The organism is Aureisphaera galaxeae, from assembly GCF_028561275.1.
In the GTDB taxonomy this organism is placed as follows: Bacteria; Bacteroidota; Bacteroidia; order Flavobacteriales; family Flavobacteriaceae; genus Aureisphaera; species Aureisphaera galaxeae.
Genome location: NZ_JAQQTF010000004.1, coordinates 714,705 through 731,513, shown reverse-complemented (window position 1 = coordinate 731,513; position 16,809 = coordinate 714,705). Strand labels below are relative to the sequence as shown.

20 protein-coding genes and 1 other RNA gene are annotated in these 16,809 nt (G+C 39.9%); 9 read left to right on the top strand and 12 right to left on the bottom strand.

The features are described 5' to 3' along the window. Positions 1–83 precede the first annotated feature (83 nt). The 5 genes from POV27_RS08610 to POV27_RS08590 are packed head-to-tail and all read left to right on the top strand — an operon-like array spanning position 84 to position 2,963. Positions 84–830 carry a hypothetical protein gene (locus POV27_RS08610; RefSeq protein WP_272862347.1) on the top strand — a complete coding sequence of 249 codons (747 nt, stop codon included), beginning with the start codon at positions 84–86 and terminating at the stop codon, positions 828–830. Then, positions 805–1,641, top strand: coding sequence for a DUF3822 family protein (locus POV27_RS08605; RefSeq protein ID WP_272862346.1), 837 nt, complete (start codon positions 805–807; stop codon positions 1,639–1,641). The genes POV27_RS08610 and POV27_RS08605 overlap by 26 nt, the downstream gene beginning before the upstream one ends. Further along, positions 1,616–2,158 carry an RsmD family RNA methyltransferase gene (locus tag POV27_RS08600; RefSeq protein WP_272862345.1) on the top strand — a complete coding sequence of 181 codons (543 nt, stop codon included), beginning with the start codon at positions 1,616–1,618 and terminating at the stop codon, positions 2,156–2,158. Before POV27_RS08605 ends, POV27_RS08600 begins: the two co-directional genes overlap by 26 nt. A 4-nt stretch (positions 2,159–2,162) precedes the next feature. Continuing rightward, a complete protein-coding gene (locus POV27_RS08595; protein WP_272862344.1) occupies positions 2,163–2,564 on the top strand; it encodes a hypothetical protein in 402 nt (133 codons plus the stop codon). Positions 2,565–2,573: 9 nt separating this feature from the next. Next, positions 2,574–2,963: a hypothetical protein gene (locus POV27_RS08590; protein WP_272862343.1), complete on the top strand. Its 390-nt coding sequence runs from the start codon at positions 2,574–2,576 to the stop codon at positions 2,961–2,963. Between the two features lie 449 nt (positions 2,964–3,412). Here POV27_RS08590 and rnpB read toward each other — a convergent pair. Then, positions 3,413–3,749: RNase P RNA component class A (gene rnpB / locus POV27_RS08585), an RNA gene on the bottom strand. 93 nt (positions 3,750–3,842) lie between these two features. Between rnpB and POV27_RS08580 the strand changes: the two genes are divergently transcribed. From POV27_RS08580 to POV27_RS08565, 4 genes are all read left to right on the top strand, one after another. Continuing rightward, positions 3,843–5,645: a DNA polymerase III subunit gamma/tau gene (locus tag POV27_RS08580; RefSeq protein WP_272862342.1), complete on the top strand. Its 1,803-nt coding sequence runs from the start codon at positions 3,843–3,845 to the stop codon at positions 5,643–5,645. A 39-nt stretch (positions 5,646–5,684) separates the two neighbouring features. Continuing rightward, on the top strand, positions 5,685–6,266 hold the full coding sequence (locus POV27_RS08575; protein WP_272862656.1) for a MiaE family protein: 582 nt from the start codon (positions 5,685–5,687) through the stop codon (positions 6,264–6,266). A 16-nt stretch (positions 6,267–6,282) separates the two neighbouring features. Continuing rightward, positions 6,283–6,618, top strand: coding sequence for a hypothetical protein (locus POV27_RS08570; RefSeq protein WP_272862341.1), 336 nt, complete (start codon positions 6,283–6,285; stop codon positions 6,616–6,618). 62 nt (positions 6,619–6,680) lie between these two features. Then, positions 6,681–7,196, top strand: coding sequence for a 5' nucleotidase, NT5C type (locus POV27_RS08565; protein WP_272862340.1), 516 nt, complete (start codon positions 6,681–6,683; stop codon positions 7,194–7,196). Here the strand turns inward: POV27_RS08565 and POV27_RS08560 are convergent. The 11 genes from POV27_RS08560 to POV27_RS08510 form a co-directional block, all read right to left on the bottom strand. Continuing rightward, positions 7,193–8,107 carry a Ppx/GppA phosphatase family protein gene (locus POV27_RS08560; RefSeq protein ID WP_272862339.1) on the bottom strand — a complete coding sequence of 305 codons (915 nt, stop codon included), beginning with the start codon at positions 8,105–8,107 and terminating at the stop codon, positions 7,193–7,195. The two genes, POV27_RS08565 and POV27_RS08560, sit on opposite strands and share 4 nt — an antisense overlap. Continuing rightward, a complete protein-coding gene (ppk1, locus tag POV27_RS08555; protein WP_272862338.1) occupies positions 8,094–10,205 on the bottom strand; it encodes a polyphosphate kinase 1 in 2,112 nt (703 codons plus the stop codon). Before ppk1 ends, POV27_RS08560 begins: the two co-directional genes overlap by 14 nt. Next, entirely contained in the window at positions 10,202–10,690 is a 489-nt protein-coding gene (locus tag POV27_RS08550) for a SixA phosphatase family protein (protein WP_272862337.1), read from the bottom strand. Before POV27_RS08550 ends, ppk1 begins: the two co-directional genes overlap by 4 nt. A gap of 235 nt (positions 10,691–10,925) precedes the next feature. After that, complete coding sequence (gene pdxH / locus POV27_RS08545) at positions 10,926–11,570, bottom strand: pyridoxamine 5'-phosphate oxidase (RefSeq protein ID WP_272862336.1); 645 nt, start codon at positions 11,568–11,570, stop codon at positions 10,926–10,928. Positions 11,571–11,740: 170 nt separating this feature from the next. Beyond that, entirely contained in the window at positions 11,741–12,223 is a 483-nt protein-coding gene (locus tag POV27_RS08540) for a hypothetical protein (RefSeq protein ID WP_272862335.1), read from the bottom strand. Between the two features lie 97 nt (positions 12,224–12,320). Beyond that, positions 12,321–13,550, bottom strand: a complete 1,230-nt coding sequence (locus POV27_RS08535; protein WP_272862334.1) for a hypothetical protein — start codon at positions 13,548–13,550, stop codon at positions 12,321–12,323. A 52-nt stretch (positions 13,551–13,602) separates the two neighbouring features. After that, positions 13,603–14,136: a hypothetical protein gene (locus POV27_RS08530; protein WP_272862333.1), complete on the bottom strand. Its 534-nt coding sequence runs from the start codon at positions 14,134–14,136 to the stop codon at positions 13,603–13,605. A gap of 113 nt (positions 14,137–14,249) precedes the next feature. Further along, positions 14,250–15,113, bottom strand: a complete 864-nt coding sequence (locus POV27_RS08525; protein WP_272862332.1) for a hypothetical protein — start codon at positions 15,111–15,113, stop codon at positions 14,250–14,252. Positions 15,114–15,156: 43 nt separating this feature from the next. After that, on the bottom strand, positions 15,157–15,675 hold the full coding sequence (locus tag POV27_RS08520; RefSeq protein ID WP_272862331.1) for a hypothetical protein: 519 nt from the start codon (positions 15,673–15,675) through the stop codon (positions 15,157–15,159). Between the two features lie 53 nt (positions 15,676–15,728). Next, positions 15,729–16,496, bottom strand: coding sequence for a YwqG family protein (locus POV27_RS08515; protein WP_272862330.1), 768 nt, complete (start codon positions 16,494–16,496; stop codon positions 15,729–15,731). Next, entirely contained in the window at positions 16,496–16,807 is a 312-nt protein-coding gene (locus tag POV27_RS08510) for a hypothetical protein (RefSeq protein WP_272862329.1), read from the bottom strand. Before POV27_RS08510 ends, POV27_RS08515 begins: the two co-directional genes overlap by 1 nt. Positions 16,808–16,809: the final 2 nt, after the last annotated feature.

Here is a 16,809-nt window from a genome sequence, read left to right as displayed (position 1 = left end):
TTTTCGTAATATCCTTTTACGAATAAAAAAAAATTGTAGATTTGCGATAGACCTTAAAATAAAATAATCTTCAAATATTCATTATGATTCTATACATTGTACTTGGAATAGTGGCAATCATTATAATAGCCAGAGTTGTCACAAAATATGTACCTGTTAAATTCGCGCCGATCATTTCCATTGTATTGTTACTGATCTCAGTTTATCTAGGTTGGCAATTGTACAATTCGATTACAAGTACAACTCGATTCAATAAGTTGAAGGAACAAAAATATGAGATGGTGATTGCCAAGTTGAAAGACATTCAGGCATCACAGTTGGCGCACCAGGAAATTACCGGAAACTTTACGGGAAGCTTTGATAGCTTGGTTCGATTTATCGATACAGCACAATACGCTATTACGCAGAGACGTGACAGTAGTAAGGCAGATACAGAAAAGAATATCGCTTATGGTCTAGATCCTGAAGAAGGAGGTTACTTTATCGACCTTATTATTATAGACACCCTTGGATTTAAGCCTGTAAGAGATTCTTTATTCCAAGGTACAGACCGCTACAAGACTATGATGGATGTTCCTGAATCGGATTCAAAATTTGAAATGAAGGCTGGAAAGCTTGAGAAAGGCGGAACTATGTATTCTGTATTCGAAGCCAAGGTTGCTAAGGAAGTAGTGTTAGCGGGTCAAGACAGGAACCTAATTGCTCAGGAAAAGCAAACCAATGCGGTAGACGGAGTAAATGGGGAATTTATCAAGGTAGGATCTATGGACGATGTCGACACCAGTGGAAACTGGCCAAAATTATATGACAAAGCCACTGATAGACAATAATAAAACCAACCAAACTTGTAGATTGTCCGTTCAAATTTCTTTGACCGGACTTTCTTTTTTGGTGTCATCCCAACAAGGGGATATCGTCTTTTATCACGAAAAAGAACTGGAAAGGTCGTACACTCCAGAAGAGTTGCTTTTAGAAATGGATACCACGCTAAGAGGTACACCCGAATTGGCCGGAGCATTTGAGGTTGTTCAGCTTATTTATAGCACACCCACCTACTGTACCGTTCCCCAGACGCTTTTCGATGAAAATAAGGCCAGTGAGTACTTAAAATTCAATACCAAGATATTGAGCAACGATTACATTGCCCATGATACCCTTAAAAGCCAGGGCATTGTCGTTGTATATGTTCCCTTTATGAACATTAACAACTACATTTTTGAACGTTACGGAGGTTTTGAATACTACCACTCCATATCAGTGCTTCTTAGCGACTTTTTAAATACAGAGAAGCACAATAGCGAAGAAAAGGTATATCTGCACGTAAAAAGCAATGAATTCGATTGCATCGTCATCCGACAGGGAGAGTTACAACTTTGCAATACCTATTCATACCAAACTCCCGAAGATTTCATCTACTATGTACTGTTCTGTTTGGAGCAATTAAAGCTAAATCCAGACAATGTAAACACCTCATTGTGTGGCAGTATCGTTAAATCGGATGAAAAATTTGAGTTCTTATATACTTATATTAGAAATATTTCGTTTGTTACGCGTGAATTTCCTCCATTCGGGGAGGAGGAAGGTCATGAGAAGTATGTTTTAAAAACCAACTCAAATGCGTATAATTTCAGGGACGCATAAAGGAAAAAAAATTGTGGCCCCCAAGAATCTTCCCGTTCGCCCTACAACGGATTTTGCGAAGGAAGGTCTCTTTAATATTCTAAGGAACCGTTTGGATTTTAACGAAATCCGAGTACTCGACCTGTTTTCAGGAACGGGGAACATGAGCTATGAATTTGCTTCTCGAGGAGTGTCGCAAATTACGGCAGTAGATAGCCATTATGCTTGTGTAAAATTCATTGATAAAACGGCTACCGAACTTTCCCTTCCCATATCCCCTTTTAAATCCGATGTATTTAAGTTTCTGGAAAAGTCACAACAGTCCTTCGACCTGATCTTTGCAGACCCACCTTATGCCATTGAAATAGAGAAAATCGATGATATGGTAAGAAAAATCTTTCAGAATAATTTGTTGGAACCAGAGGGAATTTTTATCATTGAGCACCCAAAACAGACCGACTTAACAGAGCTTTCTGGTTTTCAAGAGTTTAGAAAATACGGTGGATCCGTATTTAGTTTTTTTAATAAAGAAATCTAGTACTTTGAAGTTCCCCAAGACCATATCGCTCGATTTTGCTAAGGTTACATTGTATCCAAATTTAATGATTGCCTCTGTCAATGAAGGGGTAGTTTTTGATCAAGCAGAATTGAAAGAGTTCTACAACATATTCAACACCTATTACCCCAATAAACTATTTGGATATATTTCAGATAGAAGGAACGATTATACCGTAAACCCCACCTCCTATCTAACATCTTCATCCCATCCTAATCTTGCTGCAATCGCTATTGTTTGTCAATCGGAAGAGTCATACCAAATGGCCCAGTTCGAAAAGCAATTCTATAAGCGGCCTTTCAAGGTGTTTTACGATATGCAAGAGGGTGAAGAATGGATTGAAAAAGAACTAAAAAAAATAACCAAACAACAAGAAAAACAAATCTAACAAGACTACATGACTCCTCTCCCCCCTACTACCATCGACCTGGACTTTGTTCAGGTAGAAATATATGATCAATACGCATTGCTCACCATACAAGAAGGAATTGTTTTCGACCTTCCGAAACTCGGATCACTCTTCGAAGTATTTGAACAATATTATCCAGATAAGCCTTTTGGATATATTTCGGACCGAAAATTTGATTTTTCCGTAAATCCCACATGCTATTTGGAAGTCTCCAATCACCCGAGATTAATGAGCATTGCTGTCCTTTGCCATACCGAATCTTCCTATAATACGGCACAGTTTGAAAAGGCCTTTTACAAACGTCCTTTTGGTGTTTTTTATTCCATGGAAGAATGCGAGGCTTGGACCCTTAAAAATATTCAAGAATCTGGACAATAACTTTGTCTATTACATCTAAAATTCAGTACTTTGCAGCTTCAATTTTCAGAATCACGTACCATGCCGTCCCCAAATGAGAAGAAAGTAATTGAGCTGGATTTTGCCACTTTTGAATTGCACAGGGAATATGTCATTTCTACCATACACGAAGGCGTAGCTTTCGATTATCCCCACCTTGAAAAAATGACTCAGATTTTCCATGAGCATTACCCCGATACACCTTTCATATCTATTGCCAATAGGAAATACGACTATACCATAAATCCGACCTGTTTAATGCGATCGGACCTATTCTCTAACCTTTTGGGAATTGGAGTGGTTTGCTATACCGAGTCTGCCATGCAGACAGCAAGCTTCGAAAAGAACTTTTATAAAGGGACGTTAGAGCTCTTCTCTTCTATGGATGATTGTAAAGCATGGGCGCAACATCTATTGGAAGTGCACAAAAGTAAAAATGCAGGCCTATAAGCCGGATTCTGTACCCTGCAGCAAAACTACAAGGCCCTTATCATTTATCTAGATATTTTGTTGCCAAAATACTCAATCTGCCTACCCTCCTAGATCGGGCGGGTACCCTCAAGCCTAGGTTTACATGGCATTTCACCGCATAGAGTTTACCTGATTTCACTACAGCATTACCTGTACATCCTTTCTGCTGCACTTGTCCTACCCCGTAGCGGGTGCTACAGGGCGACGGCTGTTAGCCGCTATGCTTCCCTATGGTGTCCGGACTTTCCTCCGTGAAGGGAGCTTGCACTCCTTCACAGCGATAAGGCGGCCTGCGGGTGCAAAAGTACACTAAAATGTTAATAACTCATACAAAATACAAAGGCCTTAAGTTTCATTACTTCCACTACCTTACTATATTTGTTTTAGTCTATGGAACACTTCATTGTATCGGCCCGAAAGTATCGCCCCACTACCTTTAAGGATGTTGTAGGGCAACAGGCCATTACCAATACGCTGGAGAATGCCATAGAGAACAATCACTTAGCACAAGCCCTTCTATTTACAGGGCCCAGAGGAGTAGGAAAAACAACTTGTGCGCGTATTCTAGCTAAGAAAATAAATGACGATGGTAGCCATCATGAAGATGAAGATTTTGCTTTCAACATCTTTGAATTGGATGCCGCCTCCAATAACTCTGTGGATGATATCCGAAACCTCATCGATCAGGTCAGGATCCCTCCGCAAGTTGGAAAATACAAAGTGTATATCATAGACGAGGTGCACATGCTGTCTTCTGCCGCATTCAATGCTTTTTTGAAAACGTTGGAAGAACCTCCCAAACACGCCATTTTCATTTTGGCTACGACGGAGAAGCACAAAATCATCCCTACCATCCTTTCCCGCTGTCAGATATTCGATTTTAGGAGAATTACCGTTCAGGATATAAAAATGCAATTGGCCGAAGTTGCCAAAGCCGAACAGATTGATGCGGAAGACGACGCTTTGCATATCATTGCCCAGAAGGCAGATGGCGCCATGCGCGATGCCTTATCCATTTTTGATCGGGTGGTAAGTTTTTCGGGTAAGAATTTAACGCGTCAGGCCGTTACCGAGAACCTGAACGTATTGGATTATACCTACTATTTCGAACTCACCGATTTGTTACTGGAAAATAAAATCCCAGAGGCACTTATTAAATACAACGAGATCCTTTCCAAAGGATTCGATGGTCATCACTTTATAGCTGGATTGGCATCGCATTTTAGGGATTTACTGGTGTGTAAAAACCCATCCACCATTGCCTTGTTGGAAGTAGGAGAACAAGTAAAGCAAATGTACTTGGAACAATCTGGAAAAACATCCCAAGGATTCCTGCTTGACGCCATCGACTTGGCAAATACCTGCGACCTCAAGTACAAAAGCAGCCGTAACCAACGGTTATTGGTAGAGCTTTGCTTATTGCAATTGGCCTCTCTCACTTTCGAGGGAGAAAAAAAAAATACTAATGGGAAGCATTTCGTAATCCCTCCCTCCTACTTTAAAACACAAAGAAACCCTGTTACTGAAAAACAACCTGCTAAGGAAGAGGTGGTTACAGAATCAATGCCTACAGAGGTAATTGAAACGACCGTTCAAGAGCCTTCGGCTGTCGAACCCGTAGTTAAGGAACCCGTACCCGTACAAGAAACCGTGGCCGCTGAAGAAAAGACCGAGGTTGCTCCCAAGCAAGAACGCGTCATCGACCGACCACAAATCTTGGCAGAACGGAATGCCAAAAAGGTGTCGGCCCTTTCATTGAAAAGCATTCGGAAGAAGCAGGAACTTCAGAAAGAATTAGTGGCCAATCAGCCAGACGAAAAGAATCTTCCCAAGGAATCCTTTACCGAAGAGGAAATGCAATCCGTTTGGACTTCCTACACCAAAAAGGTAGAGAAGGATGGAAAATTTAACCTGCTCTCCCACTTAACCATGGGCACTCCTAAATTGGAGGGTAACCTAATTCATTTGGTTTTTCCCAATAGCACCATTAAGGTGGAGGTAGAACGCGCTAAATACGAATTACTGGGCTATTTACGGGAACAACTGAGAAACTACGACATAGACCTTTCTATAGAGGTAAATGAAGAAGAAGTAAAGCGATATGCGTATACGCCACGGGAGAAGTTCGAAAAATTAAAGGAAAAGAATCCGCTGATCGATACCCTCCGAAAGGAATTCGATCTCGATATATAATGCACGAAGATGAGCGAGTTAGAAAACGATGAGATAAAAATGCTGGGGCTTAAGCTGCCCACCGATCCCCGATGGGTGAATATTGTTGAGAAGAACATCGAAGAAATCCTTATAGATCATGCCTATTGCGAGCAAAAAGCCGCATCAACGGCTATTTCCCTTATCATTGGCTATCCCGAATACTCCGATTTAGTGGATGAAATGACGCTTTTAGCGCAGGAAGAAATGAGTCATTTTAAAATGGTGCACGACCTCATTTTAGAACGAGGATTGACCTTAGGTCGTGAACGCAAGGATGAGTACGTAAACATCATCATGAAATTCTTCCCCAAAGGAGGTGATCGCAATACCCAGCTCATCCATAGATTGCTGTACGCAGCGCTTATCGAAGCCCGCAGTTGTGAGCGCTTCCGATTGTTAAGTGAGCAATTGGAGGATAAGAAATTGGCTCAATTTTACCGTAAACTCATGATTAGTGAAGCTGGGCATTACACTATGTTCCTTGGATTTGCCCGTAAGTTTGGAAATCGTGAAGAAGTGGATAAAAAATGGCAGGATCTGCTGGATTTTGAAGCGGGTGTTATGAAGGATTTAAGTACTTCTGAACGGATTCATGGATAGCCACATAATAGAATACATGATTATTTGGAAGGGCATCGAAATTGGTGTTTTTCATAATTCTTCCATGGACATGGGATATCTAGACGGAACTTTCCTTCCTAACAACACCACAGAGGCCCAAAGATTTATTACAGTTGCTTCTTCGCTCAATCCAAAAGAAACAATGATAGACCCTAGAAAGAGTTTCTATGCATTTTGCAAAGAGAAAGACAAAGAGAACGAAGCATTTAAAGTTATTGTTATTGGCCTAATCAACAATCTTGAGTTATGTGTAAAATGGGTAGTCGGTAAGCAAGAGGTTCATGATTGGGTTGAGCAAAACGTTCCAGAGGACTTATACCCCGAAAATTAATACTCACCACGCAACCCAATCCCAAAAGGCAATCTAATTAGAAATCCAAAAAAGGAAAATCTATGAAACAACGGTTGCTCATCGATATGGATGGTGTCATGGCAGACATCTATCAACAAGCCATTAATTTTGAATTTGCAGAAAGCGGACGCCTTATTCAACTGGAGGAGGTCAACGGGAAGGATGAAATCGTCGCTTTTCCCAATGCCAAGCGGCATGTTCGAGAGAAAGGCTTTTTTAGGGAAGCACCCGTCATACCCGATGCGCAGGAAGTTGTAAAAGCACTCTACGATTCATACGATATTTTCATTGTCTCTGCCGCTATGGAGTTCCCGAATAGTTTGGAAGAAAAATACTATTGGTTGGAAGAGCATTTTCCTTTCATTTCCTGGCGTAATATTATCCTTTGTGGTTCGAAGGTTCCTGTCCAGGGAGATATTTTAATCGATGATCATTATAAAAACTTGGATCCTTTTAAAAATAGAAGTTTACTATTTACCCAACCACATAACATAAATGATGATCGCGGTCATGAACGGGTAAACAATTGGAAGGAAATTGCCGAGCTACTGCTCTAAATCTCTACCTCCATTTCCTTGGCGCGTTTCTCGTTGTAAAGACTTTTAATGATTCCGTCCGAAAGTCCAATCTTAGGCACATAGATATTCTTGGCCTTGCTCCATTTCATGGCAGAAAGGTAAATACGCGTAGCGGGGACAATTACGTCCGCTCGATCCGGATTCATTTGCAATTCGAAAATACGGTCGTGATAGGTATAGGATTTTAAGCGCTCGTAATAGTTGGCCAGGTAAAAGTAACTCAAGGGTTTGCCCAGTTTCCGGCCGCTGGATTTGTAGATGCTGTTTATATTCCCCCCCGAACCGATCAAGCTTATTTTGTCGTATTTCTTGGTGCTTTTCTTAATCCATTTTTTCACCTCTTCCCAAACAGATTCGCGGACCATATCATTTAAGACACGAACCGTTCCTAATTTAAAGGATTTTGAAGCTACGGTTCTTCCGTTAGCAAATACAGTGAACTCGGTACTTCCCCCTCCTACGTCAACATAGAGGAAGGTCTTATCGGTATCTATAAGGTCTTGTAAATCGGTAGAAGCGATGATGGCAGCTTCGTCCTGTCCATCGATGATCTGGATATTGATCCCTGTTTCTTCCCGAATCTTATCGGCTATTTCATTTCCATTGGCAGCTTCCCGCATTGCCGAAGTGGCACACGCACGGTACTTAACGACACCATGAGTTTTCATAAGCAGACTATAGGCATTCATGGCATCTACCATGCGCTTATAGTTTTCATCAGAAACTTTGCCTTCTAAAAATACATCGGCTCCCAAACGAATAGGCACACGAACTAGCGAGGTTTTTTTGAATTGGGGCTGTTGGTTGTCCTTTTCAATAATTGTGGCTATAAGTAGGCGTATGGCATTGGAACCAATATCTATGGCTCCGTATTTCTCAATGTTCAACAAAATTTTTCAACTTTTCTTTGTAATACTCGTACAATTTAAACTGCGAACGTGTGGATTCCAAATCATTTCTCCTATAGACATTGTCCTGCTTTTCTGAAATGACTCGGGCCTTCACATTATCGTTCCAGCTAATCGCAAAGGTATCTAATAATTCTTGTTGTATCTCTTCATTGTAAATAGGACAGGAAATTTCTACCCGGTTATCCAAATTCCTTCCCATAAGATCGGCAGAAGAGATATAGTATTTTGGAGTGCCTGCATTTTCAAAAATGTACAAACGTGGATGCTCCAAAAATTTATCAACCACACTGATCACCTCAATATTTTCGCTCATGCCTTCCACGCCAGGAATAAGGCAGCAGATTCCGCGCACGATTAATTGCACCTTCACACCTGCTCTACTAGCATCGTACAATTTATCTATCATTTTAAAGTCGGATAGACTATTCATTTTGAATTTGATACCACTAGGAAGTCCTTGTTTGTGGTTTTCTATTTCGGCATCAATAAGTTGATAGAGCGCATTTCGAGTATAATGCGGAGACACCAAAAGATGGTTGTATTTTTTTATGCGGTAGTTTACTTCGAAAAAATCGAACACTTTAGTGATTTCTTTTCCAATCTTATTATTGGAGGTAAATAATGTATAGTCCGTGTATATTCGAGCAGTAGATTCGTTGAAGTTCCCTGTGCTCACAAAGGAGTAGCGACGAATTTTTTGCCCTTCCAATCGTTCCACTACACAGGCCTTACAATGCACCTTAAGACCGGTGACACCAAAGATAAGCTTCACTCCTTCCTCCTGCATAAGTTCAGCATAGCGTATGTTGGCAGCTTCATCGAAACGGGCTTGTAACTCAATCTGCACGGTTACTTCTTTACCATTTTTCGCTGCATTGATCAGAGAACTCGCTATGTGGGATACTTCGGCAAGACGGTAAATAGTAATCTTAATGGATTGCACCTTTGGATCTAAAGCAACTTCCCTTAAGAACTTCACTACATAGGCGAAGGTTTGGTAAGGAGCATACAACAAATAGTCACGCTGGGCAATTTTCCTAAGCAAACGTCCTTGCAACGACAATCCGGGTACAGGGAGTGGTTCAACGGAACTGTACATAAGGTCTTTACGGCCAAGACTAGGGAATTTCATATAATCCCTACGGTTGTGGTAACGACCGCCAGGAATAACACTATCTGTGGTTTCGATCCCCATCTTATCCATGATAAACTGTAAGGTCTCTTGATCTATGCTTTTATCGTATACAAAACGAACGGGGTCCCCATGACTTCGCATGGCCACACTTTTCGAGATTTTTTCGAGAAAACTTCGGGAAAGATCACTATCGATATCCAATTCGGCATCTCGGGTAATCTTGATCATATGGGCCGAAATGGACTCATAATCAAAAATATTGAAGATGTTCCCCATCTGCGAACGGATAAGGTCATCCAGTAGAATGATGTACTGTTTTCCATCTTCCTCGGGCAATACCACGAAACGTTCAATAATTCGAGGAATTTCGATCAGGGCATAGTTTACCCCATTTCCATTGCCGTTTCCATTATCGCCATTTTCCCTCATTTTCATCCGAACGGCCAAATAGGCAGCACTGTCCTTTAATTCGGGGAATTCTTCCAGTTCGGAAATCATAATGGTCATAAGCGCTGGACTTACCTTACGAATGAAATAGTCCGAAATAAACGTGCATTGTGTATCTGAAATCTGGGTCTCATCGATGATGAAAATATTCTCTTTTTCCAATTCTTTCTGAATATCGCCCAGAATGCGCAGACTATGCGCCTGTTGTTTAATTACAGTTTGTGTAATTTCTTCTAATAATTCCGTAGCAGAAATCCCTCCAAGCTCACTTCTACCGCCTTTTCCGGCCTCGACAATGCGCTTAATAGTGGCATAACGTACTTTGAAGAATTCGTCCAAGTTATTGGAGAAAATCCCAAGGAACCGAAGACGTTCAATGAGAGGAACGGTGGGGTCTTCGCCTTCCTGTAATACCCGTGCGTTGAACTGCAGCCAACTGAGTTCACGATTTAGGTACCTATTCTCTACTTTCTTTGCTACGGTGCTTACTGTCATTCTTTTAAGTCTCTTGGGAATACGGTTTGTACTGTTTTTCCAGTGGTGATTTCACTCCATTTGTTAGTGTCGAACTGTAATTCTACGAACCCACAGGTTGGAACATTATCAATATAGCTGTTTCCAAGCATATTCGCAATGGACGTAAAGGCATGGTTATGGCCCACAATCATAATACGATCATAGGAATTGTCCAGTCCTTTGATAATATCCATCACCTTGTGGCCACTGAAATCATAGAGGTCGTTGTTTACTTCAAAATCCGAATCAGGGGTTTGGAATGCCTCTTTCATGTATTGAGCAGTAGACAATGCTCTCGTCGCGCCACTGGAGATAATACGCTGGGGCGGAGTTATTTTCTCGCTCAGATATTCTGAAACCAATACGCCGTCTCTTCTTCCCCTACCCTTTAGGGGTCGCTTATGATCGATAACGTCGTGTTTCCAGGACGATTTTGCGTGACGGACCATGTAAAGTGTTTTCATTTTGTTGTTTAACTGTTTAGCTGTCTTATTCGTTGATGTGTTTATTTAGTCTATGGTCTATGGTCTTTAGTCTATGGTCTTTAGTCTATAGTCGATAGTATATAATCTCTCTACTCTCTTTTCCAAACCGACTCCTCGATACAACCCTTCTTTCAGTCGGCCCACTCGGAGTCCCTCTTCTTTTTCACTTCTCACTTCTCACCTTTCACATTTCACTTTTCACCTCTCACTTCTATTACGGCGCTAGCCGCTCAATCACCCAATCGAGTTGGTCCAATCGATATCGTATTCGGTCGTGCAAACGGTTCGGGCGTCCTTGCCAAAATTCAAATTCTACCGGCTGAACTACAAATCCTCCCCAATCATCGGGTTTGGGTACTTCCTTTCCGTCGTAGGTTTCTTCCAAGGCTTTCAATTCTTCTTCCAAAGCTTCCCTACTCTCTACAACACTGCTCTGATTAGATACCATGGCTCCCAACTGACTTCCTTTCGGCCGGGAGGCAAAATAATTGGAGGAATCTACTTCACTGGTTTTTTGAGCTATTCCCTTAATAAGTACTTGTCGCTCTAAATTGGGCCAGAAAAAGGACAAGGAAACATTGGGATTGGCTAAAATGGCTTCCCCCTTTTCACTCGTATAGTTGGTATAAAAATAGAACCCGTTTTCATCGTATTTCTTCAACAACACCACACGTCCTTTAGGAAATCCGTCCAATCCAATCGTGGTAAGGGTCATGGCATTGGCCTCATCTACCCCACCGGCATCTTGTACCTGATAGAACCAAGTACGAAATTGCTGCAACGGATTGCTATCTACCGTGGAGGTGTCCAATACTCCCTTTTCGTAGCTTTTTCGGTAATCGTGCAGGTTATCGCGCATGCCAATGGTTTAATGAGTTAATGACATAATGAATTAATGATTGAATGAGTAAATGATTGAATGAACTAATGAATGTTCCTATAAACCCATACTTTAACAATCAATCTTCCTACGAAGATACGCCATTACCCGTATTTACGGAAAAACGCTGGTTTTAAATTTGGGTTAAATTACTTTTCTATAGCACGGAATCCCAATTGGCGCATTACAAAACGATATAATAGTACCACAACTGTAAACAGGGCAATCTTAAATAGAATCCCGCCGATGATCTCAAATACACCCAATCCGACATTCCAACTAGGGCTCTTCCAACTAAGGTCACCCAAACTACTAGGCAAATAGTCCCTATGCAGGGAAGTTACGATGATCACGAATCGTTCGAAGGTGATTATAAACGATATGAAAATTAGGAATCGGAAAATGAAATACTTTCGGATGACTTCAAACCGGAGTAATTGGGTTACAATGAGCCATAGGATAGGCTGTAAAAAGACGCCAAACCAATAAGGTCCAACCGCACGATCCCATTGATATACCAAAATAAGTCCCAAAGAAATGATAAAGAAAATCACTCCTAAGTACACGGTAAGCTTACAGGCATCGTAATCGAATGCTACGATTTTTTCATAGCGCTTGAATATGCGAACCACAAAATAAAGGATGGAATAAAGCCCGAACCCTATAAAAAGGTCCAGATGAATAAACTTTGTTATAACATCTAGTATTTCTCCCACCTTAATGTATCAGCTAATATCGAGCTCGAAAAGAATAATAAAAATCTTTTAGACGTTTTTTAGACAGCGCTTCCTTGGTTGTTTCAGTTCCTCCATACAAACAGCCTAAGCAGATTCGTAACTTTACCTCTGAATCTTTCAATTGTTTCATTCGTTCCAATTCCTTGGTTTGTATGGTGTTACCTTCTTTCTTCATAATATACAGGCCAATATATCCATAGGCAGCTAATTCGGGATTTATGGAATGTAGCCATTTCGCCAACTCAGTATAATTTCCTTCATTCGCCCAATTGTACATTCTGCTGCACCCAGCTGGAGCTGTTCCCGCAAATCCACAAGCACTACCAAAGATGAATACACTATACTCCTTATACCTACCTTTCAGCTCCTCGAAATTTGCAGTCCTATCCCTTTCAAAGATCACTTCTGCATCTCTTCCTCGACGCTCCAATCTAAGATAGATCAGGGAACTTCCTTTCTTCAGAATGTTTAGACCATAGGTTTTGGACCAAGGGTCGAGTTCAAATTTCTGTTGGGTTATGCCACTTTCCAATTGTCGTTCGAAAACTAAACGGGACTCCAAGGAATAAAGCTTACTGTTCTTTCCCTTTTCCTCATTTTCCTTTTTCAAAAAGGTATCCAGCTCATTAAAGTTGATAGTGTCTTTTTCCAGTATGGAAATCAATTCATCCATTTTGCGATCGAACGGGTCATCATCAAATTCATAATTCACCCTTGATGGTATGCCAAATTCCCCTTTGTTATGGATTTCGAACTTGAATATTTTGTTCTTAGCGTTGTACCCACGTTGTTTGGGCTTTTTATGTATGTAAAAAGTGATCCCTTCTTCGGGACGCCGAGCTTCTTTGGCACTTGTAAAACATCCTTTATTGTTATACGCTAACCAAACATCTTCCATGGTACTCTCATTAAGTCGAATGCCATTTTCAAGTTCCGCTTCAAAGGGAGATTCTAAATAGATGGAACGGACGATCTGATTCTTGTCATAGGTTTCAAATTGAAAAGTAATGCCCAGGTCCTTGTAGAAGTAGCGTGTATACGTTGGATTTTCATTAATCCTGAAATCTTCCCCATATATCCCTATAACCTCACTAATGCTAGTAGTATCAATTTTCACAGGCATTCCTTCTATACCTTTTTGGGGAAGTACCTTATTGATCTGACCTTGGGCCAATGCTACCCAAAATACCGCAAACAGTACGATTAAAAGTTTTCGATTCATACCTCTATGATTGTATTATGCTAATTTTGTTGCAATCAAGCGATTCTATTCTCTAATCTCTGACACCTTTTAATAAAAGTTCCTCTTCCTTATCATCAGTTACATCCAACACCTCAACTTCTTTTTCGCTTTCCGTTCGGATATCCTGGCAATTCATAAAAAGTGTTCTTTTTTGAAACTCAGAAATGATTTTACTTTTCCAAACTGCAAAATCCAACGTGTCGATGGTAGCATATGTGAAAGAAGCTTTATTCAGTTCAATTTCGCCATTGATGCGACTTCGTAAGATCACTTGGTTTTTGGAATAACTATATACCCATAAGGTATCGGGATTACCGATCAAAGCCACCTCAGTCAATTTTGTATGATCCGAAATGATCATTCCCTTCTCTATATCTTGTTTTTTGAAGAAACCAATATTGTCCGATTTACTGAGCAACATGACGAAATATTCGTTCGTAATAATATATTCAACATAACTTCCATCCCGATTGCATCTATTCCAGGTGCCTTCCAAACTCTTTTTCTGGCAGGAACTGACACCCGTTAGAAGAAATAATGACAACAAGGTGGTAAAAAAGTTCATGCGTTGTGAAGCTTAGTTAGTGAAAAGACAACAATTCCCTTAGGAAGTTACATTAAAATCCTTATTCCAGTAGTAAAACGATGAGAATGAGGGATAGCAAACCATAGAATACTTCAATTGATAACGAAGTATCCTTTTTCATCATCCCAAGTAAGTGCGTTCTTGTTTTTGTTCCAAAACTCCTTCCAATATTCACTGTCCTTGGTTTTGTCCAAGGGTTCGTCTCCTACCAACATTGCTAAATAGGCAAAACTGTAACTATCCGGGTTACAATATGCTTCAGATCCTGGATTGTCAGGCATCTCATCTAATCCGTAAATGTTTTTCAAACACTGGGCTGTTATCCTGTCCTTTTCATCTCTCGGCTGAACGGAAATTATTATGGCCTCGAAGGCTTCCAAGCTACTTATCTCCTCAATTTTAGAATTTTTGTGTTCAGTTTTTTTGTATTCTGTTATTTCTTTTCCTGTTAGATAATCTAACCATTTTTTCTTAAGGCTTTCAAGTTCTGAAGAAGTAGAGTTAATATTTACATTGCCAAAATTTTTGCCTGTCAAATTTTGAAGAAGTTGATTTGCTCTTCCACAAACCTTGTATAAATCATTATCAATCACTATCCCTTTTCCCTCGAAAATAATATCTCCACTGATGATTCTATCCCAGATAATTAGTCTACTTGTTCCTTCTAATTTTGTTTCTTTCTGATTAGTTATTTGTTTCGCAAGTTGTTTTTGATACTCGGTATTATTTGCATAGTTATTGACTGAAGCATTTAGCGTAAGAAAAACTTCACTCCAGTATATATCATTTAGATTTTTTTCCAATAATTCATCTGTGGTTAGCTTTTGAGCCTTATCATACATTTCTTTTGTATAATTCTCAATATTTGATTGACTCCAAGAAACAAGTCTGCTTTGAGAAATCGCCGAATTACTTAAAAAGACTAGTGCGATTATTATGTGCTTTATATATTTCATATTCAATAATGAATTTAAAAAAGTTTAATTCGTTCAAATTGAGTTATTCATGTAAGAGTCTAGCCAGTTTTCCATAGTCCCCAGACTGTCCAAAATACGATGTATTGACTTCTGTTCCGTGAATTTGACTTTGATTGCAATCGAAACATACTTTCGAAGTTCCGATTATCTTGCCCTGTTTCCTAAAAATTAAAATATCCCGGTACACGGCAATACACGCTGCCGCCAGTACATCTTCATGCGGTTTTTCTCTAAAGATTTCTCGTAGAGTATTTATTTTTTGGGAATCATTGATGGTCGTCTTTGTAAATCCGACAGTCTCTAACTTCGCTATGAACGTTGTATCCGTTACTGAATTGGGGATATCATTAATCAACAAATCTAACTTTAGCCTCTCATTCTCCAATGTGTTAAGCTGATCCTCCAAAGCAAAGACATCCCCTTCGTCTATATCAATTGTATACCAATCTACTGTATCGAACTCAAAATAGTAATTGCCTAATTCTTCTTCGCAACTGCCCAGAAGAAATACAATTCCAAAAAGACATAATACTTTTTTCATAATGATTCCGACCTGCTTCATTGGTGCTTTTTCAATGATTCGTCTAAAAATAGCTAACAGCAATCCCAGTAAAAATAGGCTTTGGAGAAGTCTTTATTCATAAGGTCTTCCTTGCTTATAAATATATGCCCTAATCCACTATCTCCAAACATGATATGCTCGTCCACATCTATTTGTAACACCTGAATATCATCCATTTGTTCCTTACTGTTGCCTCTAGGATCCGATTGTGTGAATTCGGCATAACCTCCGATCTTATGTCCCATGGCACGGAAATAAGCATTAAACTCCTTTTCCTGCTCTTCTGTCAATCGTTCTGTGTATTCCCAATAATCGATGCCATCAAAAAGAAAGTCGAATTGTGAATCCTCTGAACCTCCTCTATCGATAGCTTTTTCAAAACTCAATTGATGGATTTTATATACGGGCATTTCTTCATAGGCAGCTTCGGTTAGGAATGAAAAATCATTCATGGGTTCCTTCTCTAATTGCTCTTTGGAGTGATACACGATCGCGGAATCTTTCATATACCAGTCGGTTGGAGATAAAAAGAGTTGAAGAATCCCATCCATCGGAAAGAATTCAAGTTCTGGAATTTGTTCAAAATTTAATTGAGCCACCATCACCATTGGGTTGCCCTTTTCATCCTTAGGATACTCCTTATCTTTTGGAAAGAAGGGCTTTCCCAAAAACTTGTTGTCTATTATATCCAGATTATCCTCTAGAGGGCTTTCCTTTCTAGGTTTTGCGTTGATACGAATAAAGGCTCTTTCGTATTTCTTTAACTCCGATTCAAATTTCTTTAAAAAGTCTGGAATCATTAATGCTTTTCTTTTAGTTCATTATAACAGGCCACGCACATGACCTTTCTATTTACCTGATCATATTTTCCATGAACAAAGTCACCAATACGATCAGCCTCTTCATCATCCAACTCAAGAAGGTCTTCTATTGTTATATCTGGTACTGCCTGAAAACGAAATTGATCATAACAACTCGTACAAACTCTTAAATTAAGAATTGGAATTTTAAGTAAATCTAACTTTTGTCTGGAATGAAGCGCTTCGTATGCATGTTCGCAAACTTCTATAATCAATTGTCTACCATGTTTTTTGCAGTTAATTGCCCCCATTT